This window comes from Terriglobia bacterium, assembly GCA_020073085.1.
GTDB lineage: Bacteria > Acidobacteriota > Terriglobia > JAIQFV01 > JAIQFV01 > JAIQFV01.
In genome coordinates this window covers 224,236-241,509 of the sequence record JAIQFV010000010.1, presented here as the reverse complement: position 1 = coordinate 241,509, position 17,274 = coordinate 224,236, and the positions used below count along the sequence as shown (strand labels likewise).

Sequence of the window (17,274 nt, the reverse complement as noted above, 5' to 3'; positions counted from 1 at the left end):
TTATCCCTTCATGTACCTCATGGGATCGACGGGATTGTCATGAATGCGGATTTCGTAATGGAGATGAGCGCCCGTCGAACGGCCCGTTGAGCCGACGTAACCCATCACATCTCCGCGTTTCACATATTGACCTTCTCTAACTTTGAAAGCGGAGAGGTGGCCATAGCGGGTGGTGACGCCAAAACCATGATCCAAAACGATAATGTTCCCGTACCCAGCCCGGGGTTCGGCAAAAATAACCAGGCCGTCCGCGGGCGCGATGATCTTGTTTCCATAAGGCGTCGAAATATCCACCCCGACATGAACCTCGCCTTCCTCGTTCAAGGGGTCATTCCGAAGACCGAAGCGTCCCGTGACATAGCCGTGCACCGGCCAAAGGGACGGCATCGCCACCATCTTCTTTGCCATCTCGACGTAATATTGATCGAGGCGTCGCAACTGGAATTCGAGGCTCGAGGCATTTTGCTTGAGCGCTTCCAGGGTGGGTAGCTGGCCCGCCGGTTCGCGAAAACCCCCGATGCCGCCCGCATTGGGCTTGAGGGCTTGTTTGTCCAAGCCGGAGGTGACGCTCAGCTTCTTGGCGAGCGCTTCGATGACCGAGATTTTTTCATCGATTTGGCTGGTAGACACCCGCATGTTCAGGTTTTCCAGTTGGAGGGCTTCCTTTTGTTTGCGGAGGGTGTTGTAATCGAAAGTCTTCGCCACCATGCGGATGTACGTTGAGGTCATCACTACGACGGAGATGATGCCAATCAAGCTCGTCACCAGAACGGTGTAGAGGACAAAACGCGGGATCCGGATCTTATGAAGGCGGGCTGTTGCATGGTGTGCAACGATAAAAGTATAAAACCGCTTCTCCATTGGTCCCCCTGACTATTAGACTCGACTAGGATAGACTTATTAACGGCTGAGGAGTGGCCTTTGGTTTAAGGAAAAGGTCAACACAACAGGACAGGAAAACCGCTCTGACTCAGGTTTGTTGTGTTGTAGTGGCCCGGACTTGCCAATAAGGAACATCAGGCCTGACGGAAAACGTCAAGACCATAGCAAAGGTCACAGGAATACGCAAGCTGAAACCGCGGTTGTGAACTTGTGAATCGAATCGAAACATTTTGAATTCACGGCTTCATCTTACCTGCATTGTGACAAGAGTGAGTGATGTAAATCACTGCGCCAGAGAAAGGTGGCCATTCTTGACGCTCCTGTGACGTTTTGTTACAGTCAGTGGGGAATTGGTCTCCGACGCTGAAAGTCAAGAGCATCCCATCCTCGGATGACAGATCCGCCACTGCGTTCGGTCCCTTCCATTCCTTTCGTCTTGATTCGGGGAGTTCCGCACGACTTAACCTGAGGAGGACTCATGAGTAAAGCGCAGGTCTATAAGAATTTTGTTGGTGGCGAGTGGGTTGATTCGCACACAGGAAAGACGTTTGAGAACCGCAACCCCGCCAACACGGACGAGTTGATCGGGTTGTTTCAGAAGTCCGACCGCCGTGACGTCGAGAAGGCAGTGGCGACGGCAAAGAAAGCCTACGAGACATGGCGGCTCTTTCCAGCCCCGAAACGAGCAGAGATCATTTTTCGGGCGGCGCATCGGTTGGTTGAGAAAAAGGAGGAGTTCGCCCGCGAGATGACTTGTGAGATGGGCAAAGTGCTGGACGAAACGCGGGGGGATGTGCAGGAAGCCATCGACATGAGCTTTTATATGGCCGGCGAAGGGCGCCGCATGTTTGGGCAGACGACGCCCTCGGAATTGCCCAACAAGTTCCAGATGAGTGTAAGGATGCCGTTGGGGGTGTGCGCGATGATCACACCGTGGAATTTTCCCATGGCGATTCCCTCGTGGAAGATCATGCCGGCCCTGGTGTGCGGGAATACGGTGGTCATCAAACCGGCGACCGACACCCCGCTGTCGGCCATCAACCTGGTCAAAACCCTCGATGAGTGCGGTTTGCCCAAGGGCGTGTTGAATCTTGTGACGGGATCGGGATCGGACGTAGGGGACCCGCTCATGACGCATCCCGACGTGAAGGTCGTCTCATTCACCGGGTCAACGAATGTGGGCCGCGCCGTAAGTGAGGCCTGCGCACCGCAGTTTAAACACTGCCACTTGGAGATGGGAGGCAAAAACGTCATTATTGTGATGGACGATGCCAAGCTGGACCTGGCCGTCGACGGTGCGATATGGGGCGGTTTTGGAACCACCGGCCAACGGTGCACCGCCTCGTCCCGGATCGTGGTCCACAAGCGGGCTTACAAGGAATTCATCAAGATGTTCGTGGAACGGGCAAAGAAGCTTCGGGTGGGAAACGGCCTGAACCCCGAGGTGGAGATGGGACCTTCAATCAATGAAAGCCAGCTCAACACGGTTTTGAACTACGTCAAGATCGGGCGAAAGGAAGGGGCCGACCTGCTTTGCGGAGGAAATCGGCTGACCAAGGGGGTCTATTCCAAGGGCTGGTTCCATGAGCCCACGATTTTTGGGGATGTGGATCCGAAGATGCGCATTGCGCGCGAAGAGATATTTGGGCCCGTCGTCTCGGTCATTCCTTGCAATAGTTTTGATGAAGCCGTTGCGATTGGCAACAGCGTGGACTACGGCCTCTCGTCAGCCATCTACACGCAGGATGTGAACCGGGCATTCAATGCCATGCGCGACATGTATACGGGGATCTTCTATGTCAACGCTTCCACCATTGGGGCGGAGGTACACCTCCCCTTTGGCGGAACGAAGAATACGGGGAATGGACATCGCGAGGCCGGAACCGCCGCCCTTGATGTTTTTAGCGAGTGGAAGTCCGTGTATATCGATTATTCCGGAAAACTGCAGCGAGCCCAGATCGACAATAATTGAGGGGGCTTCGGGTCGCCGCGGCATGCATTTGAGCAGGAGGTACAAGACCGGGGGTCTTTCGTCGGGCGAACGGACGAACCGCCCGAGCGATGTTGCGAGGACGGACACGTTTCGCATCGGCCTTCAACCCGGACAAAAAAAGGCCCCGGCGAACCGGGGCCCTTCAACAGGAGGCGCCGAATGAGATTTCGTCGGCAGTCCTGGATGGAAGAACCGAGGACTGTCCGGCAGGAACACCACCCAAGACGAAGGACAGTCACTTCGTTTGCTGTCTCGCCGAACTCTCACCCTAGCACCAGTACTAGACGTCCATGCGGACGCCAGGGTTACACGGCCCGGAGGATTTTTCGAACCCCTACGCCGGCCTCCCGGCCGGGCCGAACTTCATCTCGACTTCAATTTTTCGGAGTGTTATACTCAGCGCCAATTTTTGACTGCGGAGGCCTCATATCATGATTGTCGGAGTTCCCAAGGAGATCAAGGACAACGAGAACCGGGTCGGCTTGGTTCCTGCGGGGGTGCGTGCCCTGGCGGACCATCACCACACCGTCTTGGTGGAGGCGCACGCGGGAGAAGGAAGCGGGATCAGCGATGCGGAATACCGGGCCGCAGGGGCCCGAATCGTAGCGCAGGCCGCGGAGGTCTGGAAAAAAGCGGAAATGATTGTGAAGGTCAAAGAGCCTTTGGAGTCCGAGTTCAAAGGCATGCGGAAGGGACAGATCATCTTCACGTATTTCCATCTGGCACCCATGCCCAAGCTGACCCGCGCGTTGCTCGATCGGGAAGTCACTGCCGTCGCCTACGAGACCATCCGGGAAACAGACGGGAGCTTGCCATTGCTCACTCCAATGAGCGAGGTGGCGGGTCGCATGTCCATCCAGGTCGGGGCGCAGTACCTGGAAAAGATTAATGGCGGACGCGGGGTCCTGTTGGGGGGTGTTCCCGGCGTGCCGCCCGCACAGGTGGTCATTATCGGGGGTGGCGTCGTGGGGATGAACGCCGCGAAGATGGCCATGGGCTTGGGAGCTCAGGTCACCATCCTGGATAAAAGCCTCAACCAGCTCCGCTACATTGATGACGTCTTTAATGGACGCGTCGCGACGCTGGCTTCCAATACACACACCATCTCAGAGAGTTCGAAGAAGGCCGATCTCCTCGTGGGGGCGGTGCTGATTCCCGGGGCTTCGGCGCCCAAGTTGGTGACCCGCAGGATGATTCGTGAGATGAAAAAAGGGAGTGTGATCGTGGATGTGGCGGTCGATCAGGGAGGGTGTGTTGAGACCACCCGTCCGACCACCCACAGCCATCCTACTTTTTTTGTTGACGGGGTCCTGCACTACTGTGTCGCCAACATGCCGGGTGCGGTTCCACGCACGTCCACCTTCGCGTTGACCAATGCCACCCTCCCGTTTGGCCTGGCACTTGCCAACCATGGTTTTCTCAAAGCCGTGAAGGCGAGTGCGGCGCTGCGCGAGGGGGTCAACACCTACCGCGGACATCTCACCTATGAAGCCGTGGCCAGGGCGCAGAGACTGAGACACACGCCGATTGAGAACCTTTTGTAGCTTCGAGAGTCAGGGCGAGAGTGGGGGAATGAATGAACCTCCCCAATCCGGAGTGTGATTCGACCTCGATCCCGCCGACTGTTCGCCTGTGACAAAACGGAACCCTGGCAGCCACCGCTGCCCTTTTCTAAGGGCGGTGGTCGTTTTATCCGCGATTCCACAGTTTATTTCTCTTTAAAACCGGATTGAAGTCTCGCAAGGGCGCGATGTGGGACCCAGGAAAATGATTGCATCAACTCAAACAACCTTCTAAAATCTCCTCCTTTTTGTAACATTACAGAGAAACAAAGTTGGCTCCTTTGCAGGGGGCGAGAGGCGGGGTGCCTCGGGACGCAAGGCAGTGTCGCATCATTTCACTAACCTCGAAACGGAAGAAAGGAAAGCAAAATGCGTTTGAAGAAAATGGTTTGGGCGTTGCTCCTGAGCTTGTTTCTGGTCAATGCTGTTTTCAGTGCTGATAAATACGCGCTGGATCCGGTCCACAGCTCGATCGGATTTTCGATCCGGCATCTGGTGATCAACAGCGTAAAGGGGAAATTCACCGAGTTTACGGGCACGCTTTTGTACGACGAGGGGGATATCACGAAATCGTCGGTCAACGTGACCATCAAAGCGGCCAGCATCGATACAGGTACTCCCAACCGGGACAAGGATTTGCGTAGTGCAAACTTCCTGGATGCGGAAAAGTTTCCCGAGCTCACCTTCCAGAGTCAGCGCATTGAAAAGAGAGGGGACGGCTATGTCGCCGTCGGAACGCTGACGATGCATGGGGTTTCGAAAGAGATCTCGTTGCCCTTTACCATTACCGGCAAAATCAAAGATCCGTGGGGCGGAACCCGGATGGGTATCGAAGCCGGAATAACATTGGATCGGCGCGATTACGGAATGAATTATGGGAAGACGCTCGATGGGGGCGGCCTCGTGGTGGGCAACGACGTGAAGATCGAAATCGCCGCCGAGGCCGTGAAGGCGAAGTAATTGGGGGTGGTGATGGAAGCCGTGAATACTGGTTTCGCGGCCAGGCGGACACGCAAATGAGTGGTTGGTCTGTCTCGGCAGGTCCGGCCATCGCATAGATTGCCAAGACCGCAATTTCCAATCCCCTCTGGCCTCTCCGCGTAGTCTGCATTCATCTGTGCCCGATGAGGACAGATCCATGGACCACATCTTGCATCTTCTTGATCGCTACGGGTATGCGATCCTATTCGCCAGTGTTTTTCTTGAGGCCCTGGGGTTGCCGATCCCGGCGTTCCCGTTTCTTCTGGCGGCGGGCGCGGCGTCGATGCTCGGTTCCCTGAGCCTCACAATCGTCCTGTTGACGGCGGTCTTCGGGATGTTGTTGGGAGATACGGTCCTCTATTTTCTTGGCAGAAAGTCAGGCTGGTGGATTCTCGGATTTCTCTGCAAAGTCTCCGCCAGCCCCGAGACTTGCATCCTTCGGTCCGCCGAATCGTTTTACAGGCGGGGACGGATCACCCTCGTTTTTGCGAAGTACATTCCCGGCATCAACACCATGGCCCCTCCTCTGGCAGGGAGCCTGAGAATGAAGCTCCGCCAGTTCCTCGCGCTCGATCTGCTGGGAAGCCTGCTTTACATCGTCCCCTTCCTGGCGCTCGGATTCTTCTTCAGCCGGGGGATCGAGCGCATTGTGAACCGCATTCATTCTCTGGGTCAGATTTTCCTCTGGCTCTTTATTCTCGCCCTCTTAGGGTACGCCATTCACCGGTTCCGGATTTACTCCAAGAACCAACTTTACCGGGAAGTGCCTCGGGTGAGCGCTCAGGAGTTGGCCGAGAAGCTATCCGATCCGAAATGGTCAAAGGCGATCTTGATTGCCGACTCGCGCAGCCATGGCTATTACGAGGATGGCGCCCAGCGCATCAAAGGCTCCATTCGCATCGAGCCGGCGTCCATCAACGAGCAACTTGAGAAACTGCCTCGCGACAAGGAGATATATTTGTATTGCACTTGAAGGAACGATGCGACAAGCACCAGGCTGGTGCACCTCCTTCGAGAAAAGGGTTTTAATGCCTTCGTGATCCGCGGTGGCTTCAAAGCCTGGACGGAAATGAAAGGCGATGTCGAAGCGGTCCCTGCTGAGGATATCCTCGTGCTCCCCCGGTTTTCGTAATAAGAGTTCAAAGTTCCATGTTCAAAGTCCAAAGTCTTGAAACCCAGTTCCAGGTTCAAGGTTCAAAGTTCAAAGTTAAAACCCCTACTGCATCTTCTGACTTCCGGCTTCCGACCTCTGACTTCCGGCTTCTGGCTTCCCGCCTCTGGCTGCTGGTTCGTTCCTCTGGCAACTGACAACTGAGAACTGACAACTGAGAACTACTTTTCTGGCCCCCGGCTTCTGGCTTCCGCTTCTGCCCTCTGGCACCCGACACCTAACACCTGCTCTTCCGACTTCTGATTTTCCCCCAAGAAGATTACAATGTTTCCTTAATGAGCGACATGAAGGATGCCGAAAAGAAAGTGTGGCGTTTGATCAGCGACCCGCCGCGTCAGGGTGCCCTCAATATGGAGATTGATGATGCGCTCCTGCACCATCTCGAGGAGAGCGACCGGATTGCCACCGTGGTTCGATTTTACGAGTGGGAGCAGCCAACCCTCTCTTTGGGGCAGCATCAGAAGATCGAATTGGCCGCAGACACCGATTTTTGCCAGGCCAACCACATCGACATTGTCCACCGCCCCACGGGTGGTCGGGCTGTGCTGCATGATCAGGAACTGACGTATGCGGTCATCTCCAACGACCAGGAGATCTTCCCCTCGACGTCGGTTCTCGGGACCTACAAGCAGATCGCGCAGGGGCTTTGTCGCGGGTTAAAGCGACTGGGTGTCGATGCACTTCTTGCGGATGCCCCGACGCACGCCTTGGAGGCCCCTCAAAACCCGGTGACGATTAAACATCCCTGTTTCAACAGCCCCTCCCGGTATGAATTGATGGTCGGCCAGCGCAAGCTCGTGGGCAGCGCTCAGAAACGTCTGCAGCGGAGTTTTCTTCAGCACGGGTCCCTGCTTCTGGACTGTGATATCCCGAAGCTGGCGCATGCCACCCGGGCCGATCCACGGGCGCTGGCTCAAAGCATCACGACCCTTCGATCATTGCTGGGTCGTCAGGTAGATCGAATGGAGGTGGAACAGCTGCTACGGGAGGGGATGGAGGCGGAATTCTCGATCCAATTCGAGGTACGGCCCCTGGGCCCGGAAGAGCTGAGGGCGATGTCCAAGTACAAGGATAAGATTTCTCATGGGGTTAGCGCTTGACACCCCCCTGATCACATCTTAAGATTACCTCGGTTTTTGAGCACTGTGAATAGAAACCCCACTCTGCCAGATCACAGGTGCATTGGAAGGCAATGGTTAAGGCAAACTTAGATCCGCGCTCGCATGAAATCCTGGTGACCTTGGTGCGCACCTATATCGAACAAGGGGAGCCCGTGGGGTCGGCGACCATCCTGCGACGTCGGAAGCTGGGACTGAGTCCGGCCACGATTCGAAGCATCCTGGCGCGGCTTGAGGAAGAAGGGTATTTGGTGCAACCCCATCCTTCGGCGGGGCGCGTGCCGACCGACAAGGGATACCGCCTGTTTGTGGATGCGCTGGCGGGGGAGTCGAGGATTCGGGCGGACGACAAGAATTTTATCAAGACCAGCTTTTCCCGGGAATTCGAAGAGGCCCCGCAGCCCCTCGAGCGCGTGTCGCATCTTCTGGCCGAGATTTCAAATCACGTGGGGCTGGTCGTGGCCTCCCATATGGTTCAGAACGAACTTCAGCACATTGAGTTCATCCGCCTCTCCCCGCATCGGATCCTGGTCGTTCTGGTCACCAAACCCGGGATCGTCCAGAATCGGCTTCTCATGATGGATGAACCCTTTACGCAGAGCGAACTGGATCAGACCGCAAAATACCTGATGGCGAACTTTCCGGGGAAGAGCCTTGCCGGGATACGCCGGGAGCTGCAACTGCGCCTCCGCGAGGAAAAGACACGGTGCGACGAGTTGTTGGAAAAGGCGCTCTTGATCTGTCAGCAACGGGAGCTCACAGAAGAAGAGAATTCAACGGAAGTTTTCGTCGATGGCGCCTCAAGAATGGTCAACGAATCGACGGTGCTGGAAGTGGAAAAGCTCAAAGAGCTCCTGGGAGCCCTGGAGGAGAAATCGAGGTTATTGCGGTTGCTCGACGAGTGTTTGACCACACGCGACGTGGGAATTCGCGTCTTCATTGGATCAGAGAACCGGGGGACCGAGTTGACCCATTGCTCCGTGATTACCGCTCCCTATTGGTCCAATGGCCAGGTGGTGGGCTCACTGGGGATCATCGGACCCAAGCGGATGTCCTATGACCGGACGATTGGCGTGGTCGATTACATGGCCAAGATGGTCAGCCAGATGTTGAGTAAGAATTGAGAAGGTGCCTTGGAAATTCTCCCGCCCAATCGGAGATTTCAACGAAGCGGGATGTCCAACAGGGTGCAATCGTCACCGATTAGGCGATCTTCTTAAGGCAATCATGAATGGAGGAAGTTATACGGCCCATGAGTTTTGGAAAATCAGATTCACCGAAGAAAGACCTAAAGCCGCCAGCCAACAAGGGAGGAGTCTCGAGCGACGTGGAGAAGGCACAAGCCCCGCATGAGATGGAAGCCGTCCCGGAGGAGTCCCTGTCACAGGTGTCTTCATCGGAAGAGGAATCGTCCGCTGAAGATGAAGTGAGGGGAGAAGCGACCATCGAAGAAGTGGCCGCGCGATTAGTAGAGCCTGAGGCGGTCAAACCTGAAGGAGCGCAGGAAAAGATCAAGAAGCTGACGGAAGAAAATGCCCACTTGTTTGACCAGTTACTCCGCAAGCAGGCCGAGTTTGAAAACTTTCGCAAGCGCACCGAAAAAGAGAAGGCAGAGTTCATGCGCTATGCGAATTTTGAAATTGTCCGCAGTCTGCTCCCCGTTCTGGATGGGTTCGAACGCGCGCTCCACATGGAGACGAGCGAAGAGCTGGAAGGGTTCAAGAAGGGGATGGAACTGGTCTATAAGCAATTCTCCGACGGGTTGCAGAAGGCGGGATTGAAGCCCATTCTGGCCCTGGGCCACAAGTTTGATCCCAACTTTCATCAAGCGATGGTTCATGAGGAGCGGGATGATCTGGAAGAGAACATGGTGATTGAGGAATACCAGCGCGGCTATACTTTCCAGGGTAGACTGCTCCGCGCGGCCATGGTCAAAGTGGCGATGGTCAAGAAGCCCTCCTCGGGAAAAGAAGAAGGCGCCGACTCCGAGACCCCGTAGCAAATTTGTTGAAGAGTGAGCTTGTTCAATGAACCGGATCATTGGCATCGATTTGGGAACGACAAACTCCTGCATGGCTGTGCTGGAAGGAGCCGCAGTCCAAGTGATCCCCAACCAGGAGGGGGGAAGAACAACACCCTCCGTGGTCGCTTTTACGGAAAAAGGGGAGCGACTGGTCGGCCAGATTGCACGCCGGCAGGCCATCACCAATCATCGCAATACCGTCTACGCGGTCAAGCGGCTGATCGGGCGGAAGCTCTCGACACCGCAGGTTCAACAGGCGAGATCTCTCCTGCCCTATGAGCTTTCGCAGTCGCCGACCGGCGACGTGCGGATCAAGATCCAGGACCGGGATTACAGCCCCCCCGAAATCTCCGCCTACGTGTTGCAGAAGCTCCGGGTGGCCGCCGAAGACTACCTGGGGACGCTGGCCATCGACGCCATCATTACCGTTCCTGCTTATTTTGATGAGGTCCAGCGGCAGGCCACCAAAGATGCCGGGAAAATTGCCGGCCTCAATGTCGTCCGGATCATCAATGAGCCCACGGCGGCCGCCCTGGCCTATGGGTTGGGAAAGAAGCAATCAGAGAAGATTGCGGTCTTTGATCTGGGAGGCGGCACGTTCGACATCTCCATCCTGGAATTGAACGCGGGGGTATTTGAAGTCTTGTCGACCTGCGGCGACAGCTTTCTGGGCGGAGAAGATTTCGATCAGTGCATCGTCCAGTGGATCGTCGAGGAGTTTAAGAAGGAGACCACCCTCAACCTTCAGGAGGACCGGCTGGCGCTGCAACGGGTCAAAGAAGCCGCCGAGAAGGCCAAATGCGAATTGTCGGTCGCCCTCGAAGCACAACTGAACTTGCCGTTCATCACAGCGGACGAGGCGGGCCCCAAGCACTTTAACCGGACCCTGGGACGCCCTCAACTTGAGGAGATGACCACCGAACTGGTGAACCGCACGGTCGAGCCCTGCGAGCGGGCGCTTTCGGATGCGGGCCTGTCTTCCGACCAGATTGATCATGTGATTCTGGTGGGCGGGCAGACGCGGATGCCTCTGGTGAGATCGCGCGTGGAGTCGTTCTTTGGAAAAGCCCCCTCGCTCGACATCAACCCCGATGAGGTCGTGGCCATCGGGGCGGCCATTCAGGGCGGGGTCCTGTCCGGTCAGATCAAAGACATTGTCCTGCTGGACGTGATTCCCCTGTCGCTCGGCGTCGAGACACACGGCGGTTTGATGACCAAGTTTCTGGAAAGGAATACAACGATCCCGACGCGGAAGACCATGATCTTTACCACGGTGGCCGACGGCCAATCCACGGTCGAGATTCATGTGCTCCAGGGAGAGCGTGAAATCGCCCATCGAAATCGATCGCTGGGTAAATTTGAGCTGATGGGAATCGCCCCGGCCCCCAAGGGCGTTCCCCAAATCGAGGTGACCTTCGACGTGGACGCCGATGGGTTGTTGAACGTTTCCGCCAAGGACCAGCATTCGGGGCAAGCGCAAGCGATCCGAATCACGCCCTCCAGCGGTCTGACACAAACAGAGATCGTGCGAATGGTCGAAGAAGCCAACCGGTTCGCCGAGGAGGATCGCAAACGACGGGAGGAAACGATGCTCCTCAATCACCTCAACGGCCTGTTGCAGAACACCCGGAAATCATTCGAGGAATTCGGATGGATGCTGGAGGACGAAGAGCAGCAGAGGGTCAAGGATCTTTTCCTGACTTCCCGCCACGCCATTGAGTCTCGTCAGATCGACGCATTGAACCGGGCTGTCGCCGAAGTGGAAGAAGTGGCGGCCCGTTTGAAACAACTCATGCTCTCCCCGAGCTAGCCTTCTTCCGTACGGCGGCGGAGCCGGACGGTGCCGCCGAAGCCGGACGCAGGGGACCCGCGCCTGTTTTCTCTCAAAAGTTCAGAGTCTCCTTCCCGGGAAATGGAAGGAAAGACATCCTGGGGATCTCCTTCAGGCGTCTCGAGTGGACTGGGGAGAAGAAGGTTTGGGTAGGAGAGGATTTTTTCGAGTGGCCAATACGACTCGCGACTATTATCAAATCCTGGGCGTCTCCCGTGACGCGAACGATCAGGAAATCAAAAGCGCCTACCGCAGAATGGCGATGCGCTTCCATCCCGATAAGAACCCCGGCAACAAGGAAGCCGAAGAGAATTTCAAAGAAGCCGCAGAAGCCTATAGCGTATTAAGTGATGCGAACAAGCGCAGTGTCTATGACCGTTTCGGTCACCAGGGGCTGAGCGGATCAGCAGGCGGGTTCGGTGGATTTGATCCGACCGTCTTTTCCGACTTTAGCGACATCCTGGGTGATTTTTTTGGTTTCGGCGATATTTTCGGAGGTGGAGGAGGGGGACGCCGTCGCTCCTCCCGGGAGCGCGGGTCGGATCTCCGATATGACCTCCAGATCTCCTTTGAAGAGGCCGCCTTTGGAGTTAAAACCAAAATCCGAGTCCCCCGCCTCGAGCAGTGCAAGGAATGTGGGGGATCCGGCTCCGAAAAAGGCGCTGGGCCGACCACTTGCCCTCAATGTCAGGGGCGCGGGCAGGTGCGTTATCAGCAGGGCTTCTTATCCATCAGCCGGACTTGTGGTCAGTGCCGCGGGACGGGGGAGGTCATCACCAACCCTTGCAAGGAATGCCGCGGCAATGGTCGCGTGCGAGCCGAGAAAACCCTGGAAATCAAAATCCCTGCCGGCGTCGATAATGGGTCCCGTCTCCGGATTACGGGGGAGGGTGACATCGGGGCACGTGGCGGTGAGTGGGGCGATCTGTATGTGGTCATCTATGTCAAGGAACATGCCTACTTTGAACGGGAGGGGGTCGATCTCCACTGCAATGTCCCCATCAGCTTCTCTCAAGCGGCCCTGGGTGCGGAGATCAAAGTGCCGACCCTTGAGGGCGACGAGGAGCAGTTGAAAATTCCTGAGGCAACACAGTCGGGAACCACCTTTCGCCTCCGCAGCAAAGGCATTCCCAACATCAATGGTCATGGCCGCGGAGACCTTTTCATCACCGTTCGGATCTTAACCCCCCAGAAGCTCACCCGTGAACAGCGCCGCTTGCTGGAACAGCTGGCAACGGTCTCTTCGGTTGAAAACAAACCGGCCGAGAAGAAAATCTTTGAAAAAGTGAAAGACATTTTCGGGTAGAGCGTTCCTCAGATCCTGCCTTCCATGGAATCTCTCGTTATTTCGGTCACCGTGCCGAGTTGTCAAGAGGATGACCTGGTCGGATTCTTCGACGAGAGGGGATCAACCGGCGTTGAGGTACAGAACTTCAACGCTGCTCGAGTAACCTTGTGCGCCTTTTTCCCCCCTCACCTTGCGCCTTTCCTTCCTAGCCTCCTCGATTCACTGGCCCCGCAGCTTTCGGAGACATCCCGGACTTCCTTGACGTGGACCTGGGTTCCTCACGAGGATTGGTCAAAGCAGTGGCGGGATGCGCTGCACCCGTTTTCCGTGGGCGCGTCCTTTCTCGTGCTCCCTGGGGTCTCCGGGGAAGAACCGGACGCGGAGCCCCGGATGAAAATCAGGATCGAGCCGGGGATGGCCTTTGGAACGGGGACCCATGAATCGACCCAACTGTGCCTGCGCTCGCTGGAACAGCTGCCGATCCGGGGATCCACGGTGCTTGATGTTGGCACCGGTTCCGGTATCCTCGCCATCGCGGCGGTGCTTCATGGAGCCAGAAATGTTTTCGCGTGCGATACCGATCCGGTTGCGGTACAGGTCGCTACCGCCAATCTGACTCTCAATCGAGCAAGCACGAATGTCCGAGTGTGGATCGGTTCGTTGGATGCCCTGCGCGATGAATCGGTCGAAATCTGTTTTGCAAACTTGAGTGCCGGCATTCTTGACCGGCTGTGGCCCGAGTTCAATCGGGTGCTTGTGGCACCCGGCTGGTTGACCTGTTCTGGAATTCTGGAGGAGCAGACGGGACTCATTCAAGACCTTTTGCAGCAACATCAATTCTTGCTGGAAAGAAAGGAAACCACCAACGGATGGGTGTGCCTGACTGCAAGAAAGCGATCGGTTCGATGACTGACCGGCGGATCTTCGTCAGCGCCACGGACTGGTCGGATGATTACGTCGTCGTGGGCGGCGAGCAGGGCCATCACCTCAGAGACGTTTTAAGGGCGCGGGCCGGCGATCTATTCGAACTGATCGACGGACAGGGCCGATGGGCGCGAGCCGCGGTGGAGACGATTTCCACCCGTGGCGAAGTCAAGTGCCGAATCCGGGAGCAAACACTGATTCCACCTCCGGCTCCCGATCGTCTCGTGCTTCTGCAGGCCCTCGTACGGTTTGAGAAGTTTGAGTGGATTTTGGAAAAGGCAACGGAATTGGGAGTCACCCGGGTGGTTCCGCTGGTGACGGCCCACACCGAGGCGAAATGGAGCACCATGACGAACGCCCGTGTTGAGCGTTGGCAAAAGATCCTGATTGAATCGATCAAGCAATGCCGCCGGTTGCACCTCCCGGCTCTCGGAACGCCTTCCCCCTTCACTCAGGCGGTTTCTGAAACGACGGGAAACTTCAACATACTCCTGAGCGAGAGACCGGAGACTCCCTCGCTGAAATCTGTCCTCAAGAAGATTCAGGAGCCCCGCCGCAGGGAGGCGGTGGGTGGAACGTGCCCCGGAGTCACCTTGGCCATCGGGCCGGAGGGCGGATGGGCTCTTGAAGAGATCGCTCTTGCGGAACAGTCCGGATTTCACGCGGCTTCGCTGGGAGAGAGAATTCTTCGGACCGAGACCGCCGCCGTATCCAGCCTGGCCATTCTGGGTTATGAAATGGACGATTAGAAGCGAATAGATTTCCTTTTGAACTTCAGATTTCGGCTGTGCTATCATGACGTCCTTCTCTGGCCAAGGGCCGGTCTCAAGGGACCTGATCCATCTATGAGATTGCGTGGGATCACACTATTGATCATTGCAGGGGTGATGCTGCCCGTGGGCGGGTGGGCGCAACAGCGTCCCTTGTTGACCCAGGACGTCGACCTGGTCAAGCCGGGACACATCCTGTTCGAGTTCGGATTTGACTTCCTGCAGAATGAGCGTTTTCCGGTTTCCGGATTAAAAGGAGACCTCACCAGCGCCGGCGTGATTGGGATCAACATCGGCTTGGGAGAGACGGCGGAATTCCAGTTGAGCGGGACAGCCGCGAATTTTCTCACGGTGAACGAGAGAGTTCCTTCCTTTGTGACGCCCCATTTGAGCGGGGATGGCCGGTCTGCGACCGACATCGGTGACTTCGTATTGGCCACGAAAATCCGAATCCTGCCGGAGGGCCGGCGGCGTCCCTCCATGGGATTTCGCGTCGCCGTCCAATTGCCGAACAGCGATCAAAGCCACGGAATCGGTGTGAATACCACCAATGTCTTTGGTTCTTTCCTTTTCGGAAAACATTTCGGCAAGCTCAACACCTTTTCTAACATCGGCGTCGGGATTTTGACATCTCCCACGCAGCTGTTCTCCCAGAACGATGTCGTGACTTATGGTGTGGCGGGGATCTATCCGCTGACTCCGCATGTCTCGGTGGCTGGAGAGATTAACGGACGATGGTCGACACGGAGCGGTCCAGCTCCTCTGGGGACAGAGAGTCTGTCTCAGGCGCGGCTCGGCCTTCAAGTCCTGGCAGCCGGGTTTCGCTGGGACGTCGCTGCCATCAAGGGAATTACCCGGGTGGATCCGCAATCAGGGATTACCTTCGGAGTCAGCAAGGATTTCAAGGCTTTCGAGATTCCCATGTCCGCGGTTTCGAAGTGAATTCAAGGATTTCACAACCCTCAGCCCCCTTGGCGCATCTGAGGAGCTTGTGGCGGGAGGAGTAAATGCGTCAAGTCAATACCAACAAAAATCATTAAACCGAGGAGGAGTCCTGTTATGCGTTATGTGAAGTTGTTATTCGTTTTTGTGCTCACATTGATTGTTGTGGCATCGTTCAGCCTTGCGAAGCCGGAGTATTCGAAGAAGGAAGGCAAGAATTGCGCATATTGCCATGTCAAGGCGGGCTCGAAGGATCTGAATGACGTGGGAAAATGTTACAAGGCAAACAATCTGTCCCTGGCAAAATGCGGGGACAAAGCGAAGACCATGTAAGAACGCCGGCTGTCGCACACAGTTCATTTACAGGATCAAAGACAGGGATGAGGAGAACTGACCTCATCCCTTTTCTTTTGGGATCAGAAGATCGGCGGACGCCGGGGACGGTGGCTTCCGGGCAGAGCAACGGCACCGAGACCGGACAGGGAGGAGATTCTGGAAAGCAGGCAAGTGTAACCGGCCTGGCGAACAATGTTTGTTTCCTTACATCGAAAACAAATTTTGGCAGGGACAATGCCAAATGCGATCGATTGCAGTCAATTCATGGTCGTGAAAGGAAACGGATGGGAGCCTTCCATACCAAGCTTGTCAAGCGCGGGGATGTCGCCGAGGGGACGATGGCGTTTTATTTCGAAAAACCCCCGGGCTTCCAGTTTAAACCCGGTCAGTATGTGGACGTCATTCTGATCAATCCTCCTGAGAAGGATGATGAGGGGATTGCGCGTTCCTTTTCCATTGCGAGTGCCCCTTTTGAAGAGGACCTTATGTTCGCCACGCGAATGCGTGATACCGCCTTCAAGCGAGTTCTCAAGTCCATGCCGCTCGGCACTGAAGTGGAGATTGAAGGGCCCTATGGAAGCTTCGTTTTACACAATAACGCCGTCAGGCCCGCCGTGCTGCTCGCGGGTGGAATTGGAATTACCCCCTTCCGGTCCATGGTCGTGCAGGCGGCTGAAACACGGTTGCCCCATCGCATGGTTCTCATGTACTGCAATCGACGCCCCGAGGATGCCGCGTTCCTCGAGGAACTTCTAAAGCTCCAGTCACTCAATGAGAAATTCACCTGCATTGGCCTCATGACGGCGCCAGAGAGGTCTCACCGTCACTGGGAAGGCGAAAAGGGACGCCTGAGTGTTGATATGCTCATGAGGCATTCAAAACATCTTGCCGATCCGATTTATTACGTGGTGGGCCCGCCGGGGATGGTAGACGGCGTTCATACCCTGCTGAATGAGGCCGGGGTAAACGACGACAATATTCGGAGCGAAGAGTTTGGCGGATATTAGCGCGCGAAGTCTCAAACACCTGTGGTGATCTGAACTTTGACGCCTTTCATTCATTTTCCCTCTCGGCGAACCTGCCGATCTCAAAGACCTCAGGATCGATGAAAAATTCCTGGCGAGGCGAATATTGACAAAGATAGGGAAAAGTTTCACAATCTATGTCGTAAAAAATCGATTGTTTTCGAGCCGAGATTTGCGCAAACCCATTCAGGCTTTGGGTATGCGTAACCCCATCCGGCTCACGCATCACGACAGAGTAAAGCGCCAATACCTGCGTCCGGGCCGCCTGCGGCGGGGGAATGCGTTGACGATCTGACCAAAACCTCGCCGGGAGCCGGGGCGAATTCACTACCTTGACGCACTTGGCTGGGATAGATCTAGAACACGGAGCAGTGCCTTGCCACTACCTTCCCCGTCAACTTTCTCTGCGCATGGTAAGTCGATCTTCC

At 56.0% G+C, this 17,274-nt stretch carries 15 protein-coding genes; 14 read left to right on the top strand and 1 reads right to left on the bottom strand.

What is annotated here, in order from left to right; translation table 11 throughout:
• Positions 1–861 (bottom strand): M23 family metallopeptidase, encoded by an 861-nt coding sequence (locus LAO21_12670; GenBank protein MBZ5553569.1) that lies wholly within the window; start codon positions 859–861, stop codon positions 1–3.
• A 499-nt stretch (positions 862–1,360) separates the two neighbouring features.
• On the opposite strand from LAO21_12670, the gene LAO21_12665 reads away from it, so the two are divergent.
• The 14 genes from LAO21_12665 (at position 1,361) to LAO21_12600 (ending at position 16,828) form a co-directional block, all read left to right on the top strand.
• A complete protein-coding gene (locus tag LAO21_12665) occupies positions 1,361–2,854 on the top strand; it encodes an aldehyde dehydrogenase family protein (protein ID MBZ5553568.1) in 1,494 nt (497 codons plus the stop codon).
• A gap of 452 nt (positions 2,855–3,306) precedes the next feature.
• Positions 3,307–4,419: an alanine dehydrogenase gene (gene ald, locus LAO21_12660; protein MBZ5553567.1), complete on the top strand. Its 1,113-nt coding sequence runs from the start codon at positions 3,307–3,309 to the stop codon at positions 4,417–4,419.
• 402 nt (positions 4,420–4,821) lie between these two features.
• Positions 4,822–5,397 carry a YceI family protein gene (locus LAO21_12655; GenBank protein ID MBZ5553566.1) on the top strand — a complete coding sequence of 192 codons (576 nt, stop codon included), beginning with the start codon at positions 4,822–4,824 and terminating at the stop codon, positions 5,395–5,397.
• A gap of 178 nt (positions 5,398–5,575) precedes the next feature.
• A complete protein-coding gene (locus LAO21_12650) occupies positions 5,576–6,391 on the top strand; it encodes a VTT domain-containing protein (protein MBZ5553565.1) in 816 nt (271 codons plus the stop codon).
• A gap of 473 nt (positions 6,392–6,864) precedes the next feature.
• A complete protein-coding gene (locus tag LAO21_12645) occupies positions 6,865–7,689 on the top strand; it encodes a lipoate--protein ligase family protein (protein ID MBZ5553564.1) in 825 nt (274 codons plus the stop codon).
• 92 nt (positions 7,690–7,781) lie between these two features.
• Positions 7,782–8,831 (top strand): heat-inducible transcriptional repressor HrcA, encoded by a 1,050-nt coding sequence (hrcA, locus tag LAO21_12640; GenBank protein MBZ5553563.1) that lies wholly within the window; start codon positions 7,782–7,784, stop codon positions 8,829–8,831.
• Between the two features lie 128 nt (positions 8,832–8,959).
• Positions 8,960–9,706, top strand: a complete 747-nt coding sequence (gene grpE / locus LAO21_12635; protein ID MBZ5553562.1) for a nucleotide exchange factor GrpE — start codon at positions 8,960–8,962, stop codon at positions 9,704–9,706.
• Between the two features lie 28 nt (positions 9,707–9,734).
• A complete protein-coding gene (gene dnaK, locus LAO21_12630; GenBank protein ID MBZ5553561.1) occupies positions 9,735–11,540 on the top strand; it encodes a molecular chaperone DnaK in 1,806 nt (601 codons plus the stop codon).
• Positions 11,541–11,730: 190 nt separating this feature from the next.
• Positions 11,731–12,867, top strand: coding sequence for a molecular chaperone DnaJ (gene dnaJ, locus LAO21_12625; protein MBZ5553560.1), 1,137 nt, complete (start codon positions 11,731–11,733; stop codon positions 12,865–12,867).
• 51 nt (positions 12,868–12,918) lie between these two features.
• A complete protein-coding gene (prmA, locus tag LAO21_12620; protein MBZ5553559.1) occupies positions 12,919–13,758 on the top strand; it encodes a 50S ribosomal protein L11 methyltransferase in 840 nt (279 codons plus the stop codon).
• Complete coding sequence (locus LAO21_12615) at positions 13,719–14,522, top strand: 16S rRNA (uracil(1498)-N(3))-methyltransferase (GenBank protein MBZ5553558.1); 804 nt, start codon at positions 13,719–13,721, stop codon at positions 14,520–14,522. The genes prmA and LAO21_12615 overlap by 40 nt, the downstream gene beginning before the upstream one ends.
• A 96-nt stretch (positions 14,523–14,618) precedes the next feature.
• Entirely contained in the window at positions 14,619–15,485 is an 867-nt protein-coding gene (locus LAO21_12610; GenBank protein ID MBZ5553557.1) for a hypothetical protein, read from the top strand.
• A gap of 117 nt (positions 15,486–15,602) precedes the next feature.
• Positions 15,603–15,818 (top strand): hypothetical protein, encoded by a 216-nt coding sequence (locus LAO21_12605; GenBank protein ID MBZ5553556.1) that lies wholly within the window; start codon positions 15,603–15,605, stop codon positions 15,816–15,818.
• 287 nt (positions 15,819–16,105) lie between these two features.
• A complete protein-coding gene (locus LAO21_12600) occupies positions 16,106–16,828 on the top strand; it encodes an FAD-dependent oxidoreductase (protein MBZ5553555.1) in 723 nt (240 codons plus the stop codon).
• Positions 16,829–17,274: the final 446 nt, after the last annotated feature.